Below are 17,542 nucleotides of genomic sequence, written 5' to 3' on the forward strand. Positions count from 1 at the left end.
TCAGAATCAAAATAATTTTTAAACAATACTTAAATGAGCGTAAAAATAAAACCAATTACAGACCACGAAAGTTACAAGGTTAATGAACATACAATTTTTAAAGACGGACTTGGAAACTGGAACTGCAAAAATAACCTTTCGAATAAAGAACGTCAGGCTTTTAACCAATATGAAAGCATCGTAATCAAAAATCCGAGATTCAAAAAACATACAACAGCCACTTATAAAGGCTGAAAAAATCCCTCACTATCTGCATAAAAAAACTTAGCAGACATAAAAAAAGGTTCCTGTTTATCACTTTTTTTTTGAAGGAAAACAGGAACCGAAGATGGGCTCTTTTTACCCAAAAAGCAGCCAAAAACCATTCTTTCTGTAAAGTTCCCAGTCTTAAGAGCTGCGGAACGAGATCATAATAGGAAGAGTACTGACCTCAATTGTTAAAAAAAAATCTTTAACAAATATCACCTCAGAACGAGGTTCTTAACAAAATGGCATTTGAAGGAGAAAACCATTACTAAAAAAATTAAATGGTTTGGCTGCTGTAACTCTTATATCATTACTTTATTATTCAGGTAATTTTTAATAGTGATTAAATCTTCATTTTAAACTTCGTTCGCTTTTTCAAAATCTTTTCTTCATTTTCTATCACACCATAAATATTATTATCATGCCTATATCATCCAACAGAAGCCTCGGAATTCAAAAAAATAAATTACTGCGTTACAAACTTGTTAAAGAGTTGTATCAAAAACATAAAACAGAAGATATTCCTACTACCGTAGTATGGCGAAAATATGTGTATCCTGTTTATCCTATTTCAAGAACTACCTTGTATGAAATTCTTTGTACGCCTATTACTTCAGAATTGAAAAAAATAGAAGAACTTATGAGTACTAAGAAAAAATCTTCTTAATTACTATAAAAGAAAATCAAATCTTTTAATTGTAAAAAAACTTGTTTTTACAATGCAAAGATGACTCGTTTACCTCTGTAAAAATGAGTTCTGTTCGCTTCCTTTACAACTATGTAAAGCCCTAGAATACAAATGTTCGCAGACCTTGCATTCGTTTTTTTTAGGGCTTTTTTTACCCAATCTTTGCAATCTCAAACGGAAAGAACCCGCTACAATCTCACTGTAATTTACAAGATTGTAAATCCCAAAAAAAACGACATCCTACTGTTGTTTCTCAAAAAACATATTTAACCTAACATTCAACATTAACATTCGATGGAGCAATTTCTATACCCCACTCTAACCGCATTTTTTGCCGCCTTTATTACCTGGTTTTTCTCAATGCGAAAATCATTGGCTCAGGACAGAGCCGCCGAACTTGACAATGCCGTAAGTGCCGTAAAATATTACCGTGATCTTCTGGATGACCTTACTGCCCGACTTACAGCAGCTACCGATACCATAAAAAAAATGGAAATACAACACAAAGAACTCATGCTTATCAACCAGCAATTGGTTGATGAATTACAAAAATTCAAACAACTAAACGGAAAAAATTCATGACACTAATTAAAAAAACCTTAGAAATCGCTACGGCACAAATTGGTGTCGAAGAAATTCCCAGAAACAGTAACTCCGGCCCTGAAGTCGAGATTTATTTAAGAAGCGTAGGACTTTCAAAAGGATATGCCTGGTGCATGGCTTTTGTATACTGGTGCACCCAAAATGCGGCATTGCAGATTAACGCAAAAAATCCTTTAAAGAAAACGGCAGGAGTTCTGGATCAATACAACTCAAGACCGCTTTTGGTAAAAAAAATTCCGCAGGCAGGAGACATTTTTATTCTGGATTTAAAAAATGGTTTAGGCCATACCGGATTTGTAGAAAAAGTAGTCGGAACCATGATTTACACTATCGAAGGAAATACAAATGATACAGGCGGCCGTGAAGGCTATAAAGTAGCCCGAAGAAAACGAGATATAAAAAGTATAAAGGGCTTTTTGCGCCTGCAAAATTAAATTAAAAACCAACTATCATGACGACTAAAAAACTAAAATGCTTTGTTCTCTCCCTATTTATTATCCTGATTGTGATTTCATGCCGAAGTCCTAAACCCGTGCAAAACGAAAACAAAGTACAAACCATCAATATTACAGAAACTTTGCATGATACTGTTTTTAAAATTGCTAAAGACAGTAGTTCCTATAACGCTTTACTGGACTGTATTAACGGAAAAGTAGTTCTTAAAAATGTTATTCAGGCCGAACCAGGGCGTACATTAAAAAGCCCAAGGGTTCGACTTGATAACAATAAACTCAGCGTAGACTGCGACCTGAAAGAACAAGAGCTATACGCTTTCTGGAAATCGAAACAAGTAAAAGATGTTCAGGAAAAAACAATCACGATTACCAAGTTTGTCAATCATTTAACTTTTTGGCAAAAGGTGCAAATCTGGATGGGAAGACTGCTTCTGCTTGTACTGCTCTTTCTAATTGGGAGATTCGCGTACAAATTCTATAAGCCTTTATGGTTTAAATAAATCAATTTTTAAATAATACATTAAATAAATATGTCTGCACAATCTCATTTTTTCGTGGAGTCAGGAGGCCTTACGCAAAGTAAGGAACAAGCTTTTGGTCCCGTCTCGAGCACTCAGTTTAACCTCACCTCCAAATTCAATTTAGATACTGCTAAAAAAGCCTATTCTATCTGTAAAGGGGTTGTTTTAATACAGCCTCAAACGGACAATCCTAACAAAGTAAATCTAATTCTTAGACCTTATAAACAGCCTTTTCCGGGATTAAGCATCAAGTACTTTATCTATAGAGGATTAAAAAAGAGTGACTTTTTTACAAACGATTCTGAGCCATTAGTTATTAAAAATGAAGGGGAATATTCAGATTTTATCGACAAGATAAATAAAGATTTTAAAGCCTTTCATGAAGGGCGTAAAGTCAAAAACGGCGAAACGGTTACAGAAATTCCTGTTCCTCCGTTTACTGCAGCTTATATTGGCTACGATCTTACAGCACCCGACAGTACTTTACTTTCAAATGTCTTTTTTAAAGAATCTCAATTTGAAGATAAAAACGGCACGCTTAAAGAAAACGATCCTTTTGAACTGCCTATGATTGATATGGGAAAATCTTTAGGGATTTTTGCTGAAGGCGAATGCGGAATTGATATTGTCTTAAATTACGGCGACTATAAAAACAAACTGCCCAATGGCGAATTTGTTTTTGATTTAGGATATGCACGTAAAGGCGATGCAAAGATTATTGCGGATGGTTCTACAGATTATACGAAAAAACTTCAGCGCGAACAAAGTACACAATTTATTGATATTGCTGCCTTTTATGGCTTATTTGTCCCAGAATATGCTGTAGATGTAGTTTCTGCCGGAAGTAAAACAACTAAAAAAGGTACAGAAATTTACAACAGTATTATCAATAGCTTTTATACAAAAAACAATTGGTATATCTATATTCAAAGTGACCGCACGCGTAGTTATGATTTCTACGGAAATTATAAATTAGGCGAAGGGCCGGAAAACTTAAAAACAGGATTATTAGAAGATCCTGCTACTAAAGTCGTCCCAATGACTGCTGCTGCTTATGGCACTTTTGGATGGCCCGTTTTAGTGAATACTCAGGAACAGGCAACTTCTGTTACAACAAACAATTTGTATTTACAGTTCGCAACCGATAACAATAACAATACTGCTTTTTACGGACAAATCGCAAAAGTAGCCAATGCCCAAAAAGATAATTTCATTAATGCCGACGGTTTACGATTACCCCCGGATGAAACAGGAAACTATAGTAATCTAACTTCAACCATTCAGCTTACAACTCCTGCTGTTCAAGGTAAAAATATTGCTGCGCTTAACATTTTGCTTTATCAGGGAAAAGTGAATCAATATACAGCCGGAACAACTCTAGATGAAAACGGAGATCTTGTTATTTTATATGGGCAAGCCAACTTTTTTGATAACGTATTCAGCTTAATAGACGCAAAACCTTTATTAAAACTTAGCTCCGATGAAAGTTATTCCAGAATGACTTCTCAAAAACTGAATCTTATCAATGAGTTTTACGATAAAAAACAGCAGGGAATCTCAATAGTACAAACTCTAACTGTTAATGATGTTATCGAAACCGGAGTTGAAGAATCTGCAGCCGTTAGACGTGTAACCTACCTTACAGAGCCGATAGATGTTATGAACAATGCAGTCTCTGCCACAGGAAGCAGTACGCCTGATACCAAAACAACAGCTTCTGCAAGCGGTGCCGTAACCAAAAGTAAAACTTACGAATTACCGGAACCTTACTACTATAACCTCAAAATGTTTACAGACAGTACTCAAACGATTACCGGACTGGAATTAAAAACATTGGATGGTTCTAATCCAACTAAAATCATTTTGGGATTAACTCAAACTGAAAATGATGCCATAAAAGCATTAATCACAGACGACATAAAAAATCCACGTTTGTTTTTGATTGATTTATTTGAAGATGGCAACGAACTAATTTCTCCGGAAGATATCAAATACCAGAAATACAAGGTTGCAATTGTTGCCGAGAATGCCGAGGGTGGGAATTTATTATCTCAACCTAACGAAGCTGTTTTTGTGTATTCGCTTGATAGGAGATATCATTTTAGTAAGGGGTATAGTGAGTATATGCCTGAACAGCAATTCAAAGATGAATATTTAATTTTAAATAAAGATATGGAATAATGGTAGTACTTTTATATAAATCGGGCATACCAGTAAAATTAACAAATAATTTTAGTGAACTAAAATTCGACATTGAAGGTTTTTTAATAGAATTTACATATAAAACAGTCATTGAAAAAAACATTATTAACACTAAATATCTATTTTACAATAAATCATCATTTAAAACAGCTGACAAAAAAAGATCTGATTTAACAGATGGTTTTTATGATGAAAAACAATTTCTAAAATATATTGAAAATACTGGCCCTAATATACCACTTGGAAGTGATATGATTTACAAACATAAATTTAACTTCCATAATTTTATTGCCAAAGCAGGAGCTCCTATTTCAGTAAGCGTAACTAATTTTGATGCCCCATATGATTTATTCTATGATCGCAAAAAATATGATTTTACGATAGAAAACACAATTGATAATAGAGGAGTTAGAAGCTATTCCGATGGTATTCTTGATGGTTTTGAAACAATTGATTATAAGCTGAGATTACCAAGTAATTTTACTTCATCAACTATTCCTGTTTCTATAAGTCCATTAAATAAGCCTGGTTCTTATTTTTATGCTAAAAATCTAGGTGATTTTATTGATCGTTACACAAATAATGATGATAAGAGAAAGCGAAAAAAAATAGTAATGCTTATCATCTTCAAAATTAGAGAAATTATTGATGATATCTTTCCTAATTTACTGATGCATAGCACTTCTGAATCAGTTTTAGAAGCTACTGCAAATGATATAGATACTGACTTGGGTAAGTTATCTAATTTGGAACAAATGTTGTTTTTGTTGAAAAAAAGCTGGGGATATTACTATGATCCTAAATCTTCTTTACCACATAGACGTACTCTGCCTACAATATTCAATGAACAATCATCTTACGCTGATTTAGAGTACTATTATATTGGCTTAGTAAGTTTTTATCAAAAAACTTATAAAATACCACATGCGTTATCTACATTTCCCCAAGAAACAAAATACGAATATTTACTAGAAATCCTTCCTATTAATGCTATTTCTGCATTACCAATTGAAATAATAAAAAAAACAATCTTATTTTTTATAAAATTAAGAAATATAACAGAAACTGAAGAACAATTTATTGTAAGGCTGGTTTTATCTGTAGCGCAGAATCAAGCAAATGCTTTTTTAGACTTTCTTCTAAAAATTGAGAATGGTGTAAATACAAATTTTGATTGTCTATTTCAAATGCTAGACGATGCCAGAATTGAAAGAATACCTATTGCAAGTTGGATTGCGGATGAAAAAACCAATAGAATGGCATTTATTTATGCTGTTTACGAATTATGGAAAGTATCAAAATATAATTTACTGAATGTATCACAAGAAGTAAATACAGAATCTTTCTTTTTTACTGATGGAAATAATTATTACAAATATCAAAATGGTCATTTAAAATCAATAGTTTTAGAATGTGGCAGAATTTCATCTGTAAATTCGGATGATCCAGCAATGCCATTACAAACCAACACATGGGTAAATTATATAACCGATAAAACGTTAAAGAAAGAATTAGTAACTATAAATAAAAAAGTTAGTACTACTAATTTATACTTGAGTACTGATGGCCATTATTTAGGAGATGCCCCAAGTTTAGATAAAAATGAATCGATTCCTAATGAGTATCACTTATATCAGTCAATAACACTAATTGGCCATCAAGCTGACGACAGAACAATATTACCAAATAACCAACCTATTCCTGCATTTCTATTTTATTATTCAGACGATTTTAAAAGATTATTGAAAATTGATGCGAAAATAGCATTAGCTGTAACCATCGGAATAGAAGTCGTATTATTTTTTACTTTCGGAGGTATCACACAACTAAAATATTTGCAACACTTAAAGTATTTAACAAAAATTCGCGCTGCTTTAAGTGGAGAATTAATTGCGTCAGAAGAGATCTTAGTTTGGACAGGTCTTGAAGCTGGTTCATTTACAACATCAATTACAGCTGCAACTATATATTCTTTAGGTCAATATAATGCTACATTATTACCAACTGAAGAACAAAGAATGGCACGAGAACAGGCTAACAAAGCATTTCTCTATATCGCTTTAGCTTTTGGCGGAGGCACTATTTATTGCAGATATAAAGCAGTTACTGCTGCTGAATATGCATTGATCGATTTAGCGGGAACTGTTGCTATGCCTGCAGAAGTAAAATCTGTAATGCAAACACTTCTTGGAGATAAAGTTAATGATGTAGTTTCTTTTGAAACAAAATTATCTACATTACCTCAACTTGAAAATACAAATTTAATTACAACTCGTTATGCAAACTATAGTGACGACCTAAAAAGAGCATTTTATAGAGATTTTGGTGAAATCAAAAATACCGAAACTAAGTTTTGGAATTCTTTAAACAAAACTAGTACTCTTGATAATTGGGAAGAACTAAAACAACTTGATGTGCTAGAAAGAAATGAAATATCCGTTATTTCAAATACGGCTAGAAGTAGCGCTTATAAAAATTTTTATAATGAAATTCCAACACGATACATTTTAGAAAGAGCTCAAATTAACGGGAGATTATCTTTTTTAGATACTTTTGGAAACAAGGATCTTTATTTTGATAAATTTGTACAAAACCCTCAAAAAATAAGCGAATTCATTGATGGTAACGGAATGAGGAGATTACTTTTGAGTGAAGCTGATTATCATTGGTTAAATAATAATTTTAATTCAATTCAAATTAAAGATTTATATGATCACTTTATAGCAATAAGAAATAAAATAAAAACCCCTAATAAGCCTCAACACAATAATGCTTTTGAGTGGATAAAAAACCCTTCTTCAGCAAATAAGGAAAAGGCGATTAAATATTTGGGTGACGGAAGCAGAGTTACTGTTGGTGACTACATAGAAAAACCAGCTATCGATTATATCAAAAGAAATCTTAGTAGTTATGAAGAAGGCTATGTTAGTGTAGATATTATGTTCTACAGTAAAAACGATAAGCTTTTACATACATCAGCTATTAGAGATATTGATGGCTTAATTTATAATAATATAACTGGTAAATTTGAAAAAATTTATAGTTGCAAATTACCAATTAATGCTACTAAATGGGATGAGGAAGTTGGTTATTTACTGGCTTATGGTCAAATGCCCTATTATGACAAAGTAGAAATGAAAAATTTTTTCGTTTCCAATCAGTTGTTAAAAACTAAAAAAATTAAAGGTTTTGATGATATTGATTATTTCAAATTTAAAATGATAAATGTGAAAACTAACGAAAAAATAATTATTAATGCATCTGATTTTCAACAGAAAGTAAAAAATAATTATTTTCAATTTGATGTCAGTGAAATAAATCCGAGTAGCTTTAACACTACAAAAGGAGAAATTATAGAAGGTACATATCAATACTTAAATAAAAAATATAACCAAAAAAATAGTTGGGACTAACAAATTTATTAATAAAAATAAAAAACCTATGTCTAGAAGAATAGAATTTCGCATTGATAACAATTTAAAAATCTTATTAAATTTTGATGATTATGGTGCAATATTGTACTATGCATATACACTTAATCAGAATTTAGCCTTACAATTATATAAAGCAATGGTTAGTGAATATTATTATAAGCTAGGAGCTAATATACCCTTAGAAGAAGTAACTGAAACTGACATAAATGCTTACTTATCAACAAATAATTTACCTGAGGTGAACACATTTATAAATAATCAAATACTTCCCTCTTTGCAAACCTTACCAATAAACCTAGATTTAACCACAACATGGAATATAGGAATAAGCTTTGAGGCTTTTTTAATGCAACAAGGCAGTTTTTTTAATTATTTTAATATTGATGATATAGAACAGGATGGTTTCACAGTTAAATATTTTATAGACGTTTTTATCCAATTAAGGGAGTTCTTTGAGGAAGTGACAACTAAAAACACAACATATACTATATCCATAAATTAACCCCCCCGATCGCGCAGATTTATCTCAGCAACGATAGCGCGGATTTGCAATCCATGCCCGCAAATATTGGTTTGTTTTCCTTGAAAATCTAAAATGCGCATTAATTTGTGTGACTTTTGTTTTAAATGATTTGTTTTGCGTCTTACTGTTGCGGTCACGGATTGCAAATCCGCGCTATCGGGTAATGGAAAAACACATGCCAATAAGGAGCTTTGTTAATGGAGACAATGCTTTTAGTTATGATGTAGGAGCTCATTACCTTAGTGTTAATAAAATAGGGTGGTCATTCGAATTTTCCGAATATAATTCTTTAGGAAGATTACAAGTAAATATACCGCCTTTACCCACTCAAAATTTAGATAATCTGGACGATATCTTAAATCAACTTATAAATTTTTATAAATTAGAATAAAAAAATGGAAAATTTTCAAGACAAACTCAATGAGTTAAAAAATCAAATAAAAGGTAGAAAAATACAAACTGATACTTCAGGAATATTATTGTTTAAGGATTTTTTATCAAAAATGGAAGAATGGAACAATGTAATTGGTTTCCCTCAAGATTGGTTAAATAAAATTAGTAGACAACATGATTTATTAAATATAGTTGGAATAATAGCTCCAGACTTGTTAAAAAATGTAATTTCTTTAAATGACTTTAGAAATAATAATCCTCAAAATGGTGACACATTTAATTTGTCAAGTGCAAGAAGTCTAGATGCCGGTTTAATCCATGCATTATTCTGTTGGGACTTTTTTAAGAACAATTCTGTGTTTGATAAATTTAAAAATTTACCAAATCCCTATGATTCTATAAAGGCACTATACATTACAGGTCATTATGTAGATAAGTCAGAGCCAACTAAAATTACAATCGACTCTAAATTTGATGTTAAGAAGCAAACAGATTTCAGATTACCGTCATTAGATTATGCTTTTTTAGATTATATAGATTCCGTTTGCGAAAGAAATGGAGGAAGTGCAGGTATTCCTAATCAAGAAAAGACGAATCAATTGTGGGAAGAATTTCAAAAGAAAAAAAGTAATTAATTTATATATTACTTAACCTTATTCCCTAGCACGAGCCCCCCGCTGGCGCGAGCGTCCCGCTCGTGAACGCAAAGTATTTCTTACATTAGCTCAAAAATAATAAATGAGCAGAAAATACAAATTTGGAGATAAAACTGGAGCTTACTTTATAAGTTTTGCTACAGTTTACTGGATAGATGTTTTTACAAGAGAAGAGTATTTTGGGAGCATTGTTGAGTCATTAGATTACTGCAGAAAGAACAAGGGAATGGAGATTTATGGTTATTGCATAATGCCAAGTCATGTTCATTTAATTTTCAGATCTGAAAATGGAGACCCTTCCGGCCTAATAAGAGATTTTAAAGGTTTTACTTCTCGAAAAATGCTCAAAGTAATTGAAGAAAATCCACAAGAAAGCAGAAAAGAATGGATGCTTTGGATGTTTGAAAGAGCTGGAAAGAAAAACAGCAATGTAAAATTCAGGCAGTTTTGGCAGCAAAACAACAAACCCATTGAAATCTGGTCTTTTAAAGTTTTTGAGCAAAAATTAAATTATATTCATAACAACCCGATAGAGACTGGTTTTGTTACTAATCCTGTAGATTGGAAATACAGCTCTGCTAGAAATTATGGCGATAATGATCAGACTGTCTTAGAAATTGATATTAATTGAAATGCTTCACGTGCACGAGCGGGACGCTCGCGCCAGCAGGGGAGTCAGTATCTACTGAAGTTTTGGTTTCTTTATTTGTTACAGCTGGTATGGAAGCTGTAAATGTTACTGCTGCTTCAGTGAGTTTATTTTTAAAAATTATTACAAATTCAAGTAATGAAGATGATGAGGGATTAAAAAAACTAAAAGAATTTGTAACATGGCTTGAAGTATTTTCAGCAGTTGGAAGTGTTATCTCTGAATTTAAGCTGAGAAAGGATGCTAAAAATTTAGTTACCTACTATAATGAAAATAGGTGGCCAATTGAATTTACAAGCGATACCAGAGGGATTAAAGCGAGAGAGAGTCTTGAATAGCGGGTATTGCTTTCGATGTATCAATTCCTAAAGAATATGAAGCCTTACATTTATCACTTGTAGAAAGAATTAAGCAAACAGGAGGTGGTTTTAAGCCTACCCATTATAAATTACATTTTAATGAAGTAAATACTCAAAGTTTAATTGGAAAGACTCTAGAATTAAAAATCTATAATAGAAAACTTGTCGAAGATTTTATATATATGAGTTGCCGCGCAAGTAAATTATATACTTACGAAGAAACTTTAACTTTGGTTAATTATTATGCTAAAGTTACAATCGTCAAGGGATTTCCGACAGGTTTCAGAAATATTAATGATTATAAATTATTTTGTAATCAACAAAAAGCATATTTAGACAACTATTGCAAAGCAATGGACATCAATCCTTTAGAATACAAGATTCAAGGATCAGTATTATATAAATCTCACCCTGAAAATCCAATTGATTTAACAAATACACCTGTTCTAATGAAAGATGGCGTAATTAACACTCCTGGAGATTTGGATCAAATAATATACCTTACTCGTTCAGAAGGAGAAAAATACTTAGTAAAAGTTAAAGAAAATTGGAGAAAACATGTAAAAACTCTTGATCCAAAAGATTATAATGACAAAGAGTGGAAAAACATACAGAATACAGTTAACCAAATTGACAAAGCTTTTCAGGATGGAATTATTCATAAATTTAGGATGGTTCCTAATGGAAATGTTGATTTTTTAACAGGTTTAAAAAATGCTGGAAAAAGAAATGACGGAACACAGATATTTTTTCCTTTGAACGAAAAAGGAGAAACAGAAATTGGAGCAGCAATAATCATTAAAGGTTCAAAATTTGATGTATTACCAACAATGCCTTACAAATATTAAATTATAGTACTATGAGTTTAAATACACAATTTAGAAATGCAACAGGAAGTATCATAACTATTCAACAAAAAAACAGTTTAGAAGATTATTATGAATTAAAATTTATTGATAATACTTTAAAAATGGAATTTTTATATTATAATAATGAGATTGTCAACGGCACTTACTTTATGTCGCCTGGTGAAAACATAAATAACGTTATTGGTTCTTTAGATTTATCTCATAAATGGTCAATTATGTCAGATAAAGAAATAATTAATGGATATTCTGTTTGGAAAAAAAATTATATGTATAAAGGTACTTTGAGTGTTGTTTATAGTAAAACGGTTTTCAACTCAAACAATCAAGAAGTAGCGCAAATTGGCTACGACTCTAGTGGAATGCCTACAAGAGGAGGATATAAAATTTTAAATATAGCTAATAAAAATATTATCTTTGATGTTGATGATATTGATGGGTTTTTTGATAATGATGCAGAAGTTATTTTTTATTTTGATGAGAATGGAGAAATTAGTAGCATAGATACAAACACTAAAGTCTTTTCAGAACCATATACAATTCTTCCAAAATTTTTAAGGGAACAAAAAGATGGTCCTATATTAAATTTAATGACACCTGCAATGTTATCATATTTCACAAACTTTCTTCCTTTGGTACCAAATTTTTGATTATGAGCAAAATATTCTTCACCTCCGATCATCATTTTGGACACAAAAACATTAATAAATTCTCTAATCGTCCTTTTTCATCTGTTGAAGAAATGGATGAGGAGCTTATAAAAAGATGGAATGAAAAAGTTAATCCAGAAGATGAAGTCTATCATTTAGGAGATGTGGGGCTAATCTCTTCTGCTAAATTAAAGATCATTTTAGAAAGATTAAATGGAAAGATATACTTAATTAAAGGAAATCATGAAAATGCAGCTTTAGATTGTGCCCCTCGTTTTGAATGGATAAAAGATTATCATGAATTGTCAGTTAAAGATAAAGAAGCTTATAACGGAGAACAATTTATTGTACTATTTCATTATGCTATTAAAGAATGGAATGCCTCTCACTATGGGACTTGGCATCTGTATGGGCATTATCATGGAGGGTTAGCAGATGATCCAACTTCTCGTTCAATTGATATTGGTGTGGATTGCCATAATTTTTATCCTCTTTCGTATGAAGAGATAAAAGAAATTATTCTTAAAAAAGATTGGAAATCTCCAGTCTTTTTAAGAGACTAAGCAACAATAGCCCGATCGCGCAGATTTATCTCAGCAACGATAGCGCGGATTTGCAATCCGTGCCCGCAAAGATTGGTTTGTTTTCCTTGAAAATCTAAAATGCGCATTAATTTGTGTGACTTTTGTTTTAATGATTTGTTTTGCGTCTTTGTGTTGCGGACGCGGATTGCAAATCCGCGCTATCGTGATCTTATTTATGATCACAAAATATATAAAAGCTCAAAGACAAAATCCTTTGAGCTGTCTTAAAAGTGAGATAATCTAAAGAAAACTCTAAAAACACATTTCAAAAATCCAATCCGGAAACTTAATCTATAAGCTTCCCCACTCTCCTATTGACTTTTTTTTAAGCCGTACCCATAATTAGGACCTACTTATTTGTTTTAAATCTATATAAAACAATGCACACAAATTATTTTAACCCCATAAAAATTAATTAAAAAATGAGTACAAACCACAACAGAATCAAAGTCGTTGATTTAGAAACAAATCACCCAAATAAAATTTTGAAAACCAACCTAGATGGTGAATTGGAGTTTAGCGATGTAGAAAATAATTTTCAGCCAAATCTTACCGATGAAAATTTTGGAGCATTCCAGGACTCACTGCAAACTGTTAATACAATTACTGGCACAGATAAAATGCCATTTCTAATTGGTTCTCTAGCCCGAATGATGACATGGGCAAACTTTAAATCTCTATTTAAAACAGTAGGAGGAAATTCAATATTTGGAAGTGGTAATATTGCTACACCAGACATGGACACAACTACAACTCAAACTGTCTCTGGAGTAAAAACTTTCCTGAACTTAATGTTAGGGTTGCGAAACGCAGCAAACACTTTTACATCATTTATTGCAAGCACTGCGACAGCATCAAGAACCTGGACTTTTCCTGATAAAAGCGGAATTGTTGCAATGACTTCCGATTTACCAACAAATATTATTGCCACAGGAACTCAAAATTATGTCCCAAAATACAATAACTCAGGGGGTACGCAAATTGGAAATAGCAGGATTCAAGACGATGGAGCATGCATAGGGATAGAAAGTACAAATAAGACGCTTTCAAAAGATATTACTTTAGGAAATCAAAATAATAGAGAAATAGGAATTGAAGAATCCACTAATACCACAAAAGGTAGAGATTTAACATTATCTGCAGGCAGGGCAATAAATTATGCTCCTACAGATTTTAATCCTTATACAGCAACGACAGGATTATATGCGCTAACAGTTTGGGCTGACCCAAATGGAGATATGTATTTACTTAGTGCGAATAGGTCAGTAATATGGTTTAGACCTAGCGGATCATCTATTTTTACTGCTTCTGTTATATCTGGTTTTCCAAATCTTGGCCAAAGTGTGCATACATCAGGAGTTACACAAAATGGAGATGCCTATGGTTGTAATGGCAATAAAATTTATAAAAGAACTGGAAGAACAGGGAATTTTGTAGATACAGGAATTTTTGCAACAAAGATAGCATGTTCATTTAATTCAAATGATGTGTATTATTATCAAAATGGAGTAGGAATTTTTAGATTAATAAATGGAACAGGACCAGGAGTAAATCAAGGAGTTTTAGAAGGAACTTATGATGCTATAACTTATTCAAATCTTAACAACGTTTATTACATGCAAGGTACAAAATTGTATAAGCAAACTAATGCAACTGGAGCATTTACTGATACGCTAGCTGGAAATGTGCCTTCTACACCATATAAGAGTATGTGCATTACACCTTCAAATGATATGTATGTGACAGAGTCTAGAGGAAATATTTCAATTAGAGCTAATGATTCTGGAAACTTTGTGTTTTTTCAAACAGTTCCGGCAAGTAACTATGGCCCATCAATGATAGCCACAGATATTAACAATGATGTATATACAGGAGAAGGCTTTGCGAATAATACTGTATTAAATTGGAAAATTAATTCTGCACTTACTGGAACTAATGATCTTGATGGAGGAACTAATAAGGTAAAAGCAGGAACTGGAAAAGGCACCGGAAAAAGCCGTGTAGAATTTTACACAGGCCAAAAAACTGTGTCAGGAACTGACATGCAAGTTGAGAAAATGCGAGTTTGCCTTGACGAGAATGGCAATTTTGTTTACCTCACACCTCCAAGTTATGCAAATGATACAGACGCTGATGCAGATTCAAATCTTCCTTCAAAAGCTTTTTATAAAATAACAGGAAATCGCACCCTTTTTCAAAAACCTTAAAATGTAAAATCATAAATTTTACAACCTAATAATCGACTTTTTTAAAGTCATCCTTACCCCACTCCCTATTTGTTTTACAGCAATGTAAAATAAAAATCTATTGTGACGCCACTAACACAATTTTTAAACAATAATTTTTCTGGTTGCCATTTAACCATCAAAAAAGACTAAAAAAAGTCATTTTTGAAGTTACCTCAACCTGCATTAATTACGGTTACGCCCTAAAATAACTGAATATACGCCTGTAATTTTTAAACCCGTAATAATTAATTAAAAATGAGTACAAATCACAACAGAATTAAAGTGTCAGATCTTGAAACAAGCCAACATGACAAAATTTTAAAAACGAACATGAAAGGTGAATTAGAGTTTAGCGATGTAAGCACTCTAAAAACCGAAAACTACAATGCACTTGACTGCACCAGCGAAGGTAAAGCCCTAGATGCCAGACAAGGAAAAGTATTGAAAGATATGATTGAGAATAACAACTTTAACCTTGCTTCTGATTCAGAAACACAAATAACAAATTCAGTTACAGAAGACAATAAAGTTGTTAGTAGATCTAAATTATTTAATTGGTGGAATTGGGTGGTAGCTCAAACTCAAATCATAAAAGCTGTTTGGAATTTTTCCAAAGGTCTAAAAGTTAGTGACAGTACGAGCAACTATACAACTGAAATGCTTCAAAATATGTTTGTTGCAAAATTAAATCAAGTAAATAATGGTGTTTGTAAAGCTGAATATGGGTTCGAAACTGTTAAATGGTCAACTGCTAACGGGTATTCAACTTTACTTAAACCTATAGCTCCAAATCAAAACAGAACACTAACCCTACCTAATAAATCAGGAACAATTTCTATTGTAAATGATTTTGTTAAAACAGCAGCAGGGACAATTACGACACCATCTTTAATTATTCCGAATGGCTCATTAACAACAACACCGCAAAATGGAGCAATAGAGCGTGATGAAAATGGGCAGCTTTGGGAAACACATGCAGAGATACGAAGCAAATTAGGCAGCGGCTCTTCAGGTATTGAATTAAAAGGAGAATTCAATAACAGTCGTGAAGCTTTAGCTGCAAACTTAAAAGTAGGAGATTATTACAGTACACCTACTCATACAATTAATGACACAGCATACATAGCAATGACACAAAATCCTGGACATTTGAGTTTAGAGTTCACTAGTTCTAAAGCTTTTGCTGCCTTTGGAATTAACAATGTAAACAGTATTGATGATTGGAATACTTTTTTTACGTCAAAAGGTTCGTCAAACTTTACTAGAGTAAAGGTTTATGGAAATTTAGTTGTCTTTTCAACAAATGATGCTGCAACAATTAAAACTATCAATTTGCCAAATATACAATTAACTAGAATATACTTTAGTTATTTACTTGCTATAACAGAAATTGATTTGTCAAATAATCACTTGACAGAAATTGATTTAAGCACATTGTCCCCTATATTAGAGACTTTAGTATTGTCAAATAATTTAATAACAAAACTAAATCCATACGATACGCTTCCTGAAACATTAAAAAAATTAATTCTAAATAATAATAAACTAAGTGAATTTGAACCTATAAAAGGACTTCCTAATTCACTTGTTGAATTAAATCTTGAAGAAAATTTACTAGATGCTTTTGGTGATAATATAGAAATGCCAACTAATTTAAAAATTCTTAATCTTAATAAAAACAAAATAGGGAGTTTTTCAATGGTTGTGCCTAAATTCCTTGAAACACTTCTTTTATCAGGTAACAACTTATCTGATTGGGAATCTAATTCAATACATCAAACAAATCTATTATTATTAGACCTGTCTTATAATGAATTTTCACATTTTTACATAACAGGGGGATTACCAGACGGAATCAAAACTTTAAAATTATCCCACAATAAAATGGATGATTTCTTAACGAGTAAACAATTACCGTGGGCATTAAAACGATTAGAATTAAATGATAATGATTTTGTTGATTTTAACCCTAAATATTTGGCAGGTGATGATTTAGAAATTATTTTATTACAAAATAATAAGATCGTTACATTTAATCCTCAGTCCTTAAACGACACTCTGCATAAGCTAAATTTAGGAAATAATAAAATTGTAAATTTTAATCCAACATTGTTTCCAAGTGAAATAAACACTTTAAATCTTGAAAATAATCCAATTACCTCAATTGGTTGGAACACAAATACAAATTGGATTAATTCTTTAGGAATTGAAGAAGGTATATTATATGCCGGAAACACAGTTGGTTCAATAGATGGAACAAATACTAAGTCAATGTTAAAAGATTTAAGCTGGACAATAACAAAAACTCCTTATCCTTTTTTATAAATACATTTCCTGAGCATAAATAAATCAAACTGAACAAGTATTCCAAAAAGTCTTTAAAGTTAGATAGCAAAAGGTTGACTTAGGACCACTATACAAACAGTTCCAAGTTTAGGGGAAACTTAAAATTCTTAAGTTTCCCCAACTTTTTCATTCAATATCA

16 protein-coding genes are annotated in these 17,542 nt (G+C 31.9%); all 16 read left to right on the forward strand.

Annotated elements, in window-relative coordinates; genetic code table 11:
* Nucleotides 1–33 precede the first annotated feature (33 nt).
* Nucleotides 34–234 (forward strand): hypothetical protein, encoded by a 201-nt coding sequence (locus LNP81_RS25570; RefSeq protein WP_230040271.1) that lies wholly within the window; start codon nucleotides 34–36, stop codon nucleotides 232–234.
* Between the two features lie 433 nt (nucleotides 235–667).
* A complete protein-coding gene (locus LNP81_RS25575; RefSeq protein WP_230040273.1) occupies nucleotides 668–913 on the forward strand; it encodes a hypothetical protein in 246 nt (81 codons plus the stop codon).
* A 315-nt stretch (nucleotides 914–1,228) separates the two neighbouring features.
* Nucleotides 1,229–1,516, forward strand: a complete 288-nt coding sequence (locus tag LNP81_RS25580) for a hypothetical protein (RefSeq protein ID WP_230040275.1) — start codon at nucleotides 1,229–1,231, stop codon at nucleotides 1,514–1,516.
* Nucleotides 1,513–1,971 carry a CHAP domain-containing protein gene (locus tag LNP81_RS25585; protein WP_230040278.1) on the forward strand — a complete coding sequence of 153 codons (459 nt, stop codon included), beginning with the start codon at nucleotides 1,513–1,515 and terminating at the stop codon, nucleotides 1,969–1,971. Before LNP81_RS25580 ends, LNP81_RS25585 begins: the two co-directional genes overlap by 4 nt.
* A gap of 17 nt (nucleotides 1,972–1,988) precedes the next feature.
* Entirely contained in the window at nucleotides 1,989–2,492 is a 504-nt protein-coding gene (locus tag LNP81_RS25590; RefSeq protein WP_230040280.1) for a hypothetical protein, read from the forward strand.
* 30 nt (nucleotides 2,493–2,522) lie between these two features.
* Nucleotides 2,523–4,694, forward strand: coding sequence for a hypothetical protein (locus LNP81_RS25595; RefSeq protein ID WP_230040282.1), 2,172 nt, complete (start codon nucleotides 2,523–2,525; stop codon nucleotides 4,692–4,694).
* The gene (locus LNP81_RS25600; protein WP_230040284.1) at nucleotides 4,694–8,128 is read left to right on the forward strand and encodes a hypothetical protein; all 3,435 of its coding nucleotides are present in this window, start codon (nucleotides 4,694–4,696) and stop codon (nucleotides 8,126–8,128) included. Before LNP81_RS25595 ends, LNP81_RS25600 begins: the two co-directional genes overlap by 1 nt.
* Before the next feature lie 28 nt (nucleotides 8,129–8,156).
* On the forward strand, nucleotides 8,157–8,651 hold the full coding sequence (locus tag LNP81_RS25605) for a hypothetical protein (RefSeq protein ID WP_230040286.1): 495 nt from the start codon (nucleotides 8,157–8,159) through the stop codon (nucleotides 8,649–8,651).
* A gap of 416 nt (nucleotides 8,652–9,067) precedes the next feature.
* Nucleotides 9,068–9,700, forward strand: coding sequence for a hypothetical protein (locus LNP81_RS25610; RefSeq protein ID WP_230040288.1), 633 nt, complete (start codon nucleotides 9,068–9,070; stop codon nucleotides 9,698–9,700).
* Nucleotides 9,701–9,803: 103 nt separating this feature from the next.
* On the forward strand, nucleotides 9,804–10,352 hold the full coding sequence (locus LNP81_RS25615) for an REP-associated tyrosine transposase (protein ID WP_230040290.1): 549 nt from the start codon (nucleotides 9,804–9,806) through the stop codon (nucleotides 10,350–10,352).
* An 89-nt stretch (nucleotides 10,353–10,441) separates the two neighbouring features.
* Complete coding sequence (locus LNP81_RS25620; protein ID WP_230040292.1) at nucleotides 10,442–10,708, forward strand: hypothetical protein; 267 nt, start codon at nucleotides 10,442–10,444, stop codon at nucleotides 10,706–10,708.
* Between the two features lie 203 nt (nucleotides 10,709–10,911).
* The gene (locus LNP81_RS25625; protein WP_230040295.1) at nucleotides 10,912–11,577 is read left to right on the forward strand and encodes a hypothetical protein; all 666 of its coding nucleotides are present in this window, start codon (nucleotides 10,912–10,914) and stop codon (nucleotides 11,575–11,577) included.
* 11 nt (nucleotides 11,578–11,588) lie between these two features.
* Nucleotides 11,589–12,245: a hypothetical protein gene (locus tag LNP81_RS25630; RefSeq protein ID WP_230040297.1), complete on the forward strand. Its 657-nt coding sequence runs from the start codon at nucleotides 11,589–11,591 to the stop codon at nucleotides 12,243–12,245.
* A gap of 2 nt (nucleotides 12,246–12,247) precedes the next feature.
* Nucleotides 12,248–12,808 (forward strand): metallophosphoesterase, encoded by a 561-nt coding sequence (locus tag LNP81_RS25635; protein WP_230040299.1) that lies wholly within the window; start codon nucleotides 12,248–12,250, stop codon nucleotides 12,806–12,808.
* Between the two features lie 443 nt (nucleotides 12,809–13,251).
* Nucleotides 13,252–15,036, forward strand: a complete 1,785-nt coding sequence (locus tag LNP81_RS25640; RefSeq protein ID WP_230040301.1) for an NHL repeat-containing protein — start codon at nucleotides 13,252–13,254, stop codon at nucleotides 15,034–15,036.
* 276 nt (nucleotides 15,037–15,312) lie between these two features.
* Entirely contained in the window at nucleotides 15,313–17,382 is a 2,070-nt protein-coding gene (locus tag LNP81_RS25645) for a leucine-rich repeat domain-containing protein (protein ID WP_230040303.1), read from the forward strand.
* Nucleotides 17,383–17,542 lie beyond the last annotated feature (160 nt).

The sequence above is a fragment of the Flavobacterium piscisymbiosum genome, assembly GCF_020905295.1.
Lineage (GTDB): Bacteria > Bacteroidota > Bacteroidia > Flavobacteriales > Flavobacteriaceae > Flavobacterium > Flavobacterium piscisymbiosum.

Coding starts and splice junctions, on each gene's coding strand:
- LNP81_RS25575 (WP_230040273.1), top strand. CDS start 668: ATGCCTATATCATCCAACAGAAGCCTCGGAATTCAAAAAAATAAATTA.
- LNP81_RS25605 (WP_230040286.1), top strand. CDS start 8,157: ATGTCTAGAAGAATAGAATTTCGCATTGATAACAATTTAAAAATCTTA.
- LNP81_RS25615 (WP_230040290.1), top strand. CDS start 9,804: ATGAGCAGAAAATACAAATTTGGAGATAAAACTGGAGCTTACTTTATA.
- LNP81_RS25645 (WP_230040303.1), top strand. CDS start 15,313: ATGAGTACAAATCACAACAGAATTAAAGTGTCAGATCTTGAAACAAGC.
- LNP81_RS25635 (WP_230040299.1), top strand. CDS start 12,248: ATGAGCAAAATATTCTTCACCTCCGATCATCATTTTGGACACAAAAAC.
- LNP81_RS25630 (WP_230040297.1), top strand. CDS start 11,589: ATGAGTTTAAATACACAATTTAGAAATGCAACAGGAAGTATCATAACT.
- LNP81_RS25620 (WP_230040292.1), top strand. CDS start 10,442: ATGGAAGCTGTAAATGTTACTGCTGCTTCAGTGAGTTTATTTTTAAAA.
- LNP81_RS25610 (WP_230040288.1), top strand. CDS start 9,068: ATGGAAAATTTTCAAGACAAACTCAATGAGTTAAAAAATCAAATAAAA.
- LNP81_RS25585 (WP_230040278.1), top strand. CDS start 1,513: ATGACACTAATTAAAAAAACCTTAGAAATCGCTACGGCACAAATTGGT.
- LNP81_RS25595 (WP_230040282.1), top strand. CDS start 2,523: ATGTCTGCACAATCTCATTTTTTCGTGGAGTCAGGAGGCCTTACGCAA.
- LNP81_RS25570 (WP_230040271.1), top strand. CDS start 34: ATGAGCGTAAAAATAAAACCAATTACAGACCACGAAAGTTACAAGGTT.
- LNP81_RS25590 (WP_230040280.1), top strand. CDS start 1,989: ATGACGACTAAAAAACTAAAATGCTTTGTTCTCTCCCTATTTATTATC.
- LNP81_RS25600 (WP_230040284.1), top strand. CDS start 4,694: ATGGTAGTACTTTTATATAAATCGGGCATACCAGTAAAATTAACAAAT.
- LNP81_RS25580 (WP_230040275.1), top strand. CDS start 1,229: ATGGAGCAATTTCTATACCCCACTCTAACCGCATTTTTTGCCGCCTTT.
- LNP81_RS25640 (WP_230040301.1), top strand. CDS start 13,252: ATGAGTACAAACCACAACAGAATCAAAGTCGTTGATTTAGAAACAAAT.
- LNP81_RS25625 (WP_230040295.1), top strand. CDS start 10,912: ATGAGTTGCCGCGCAAGTAAATTATATACTTACGAAGAAACTTTAACT.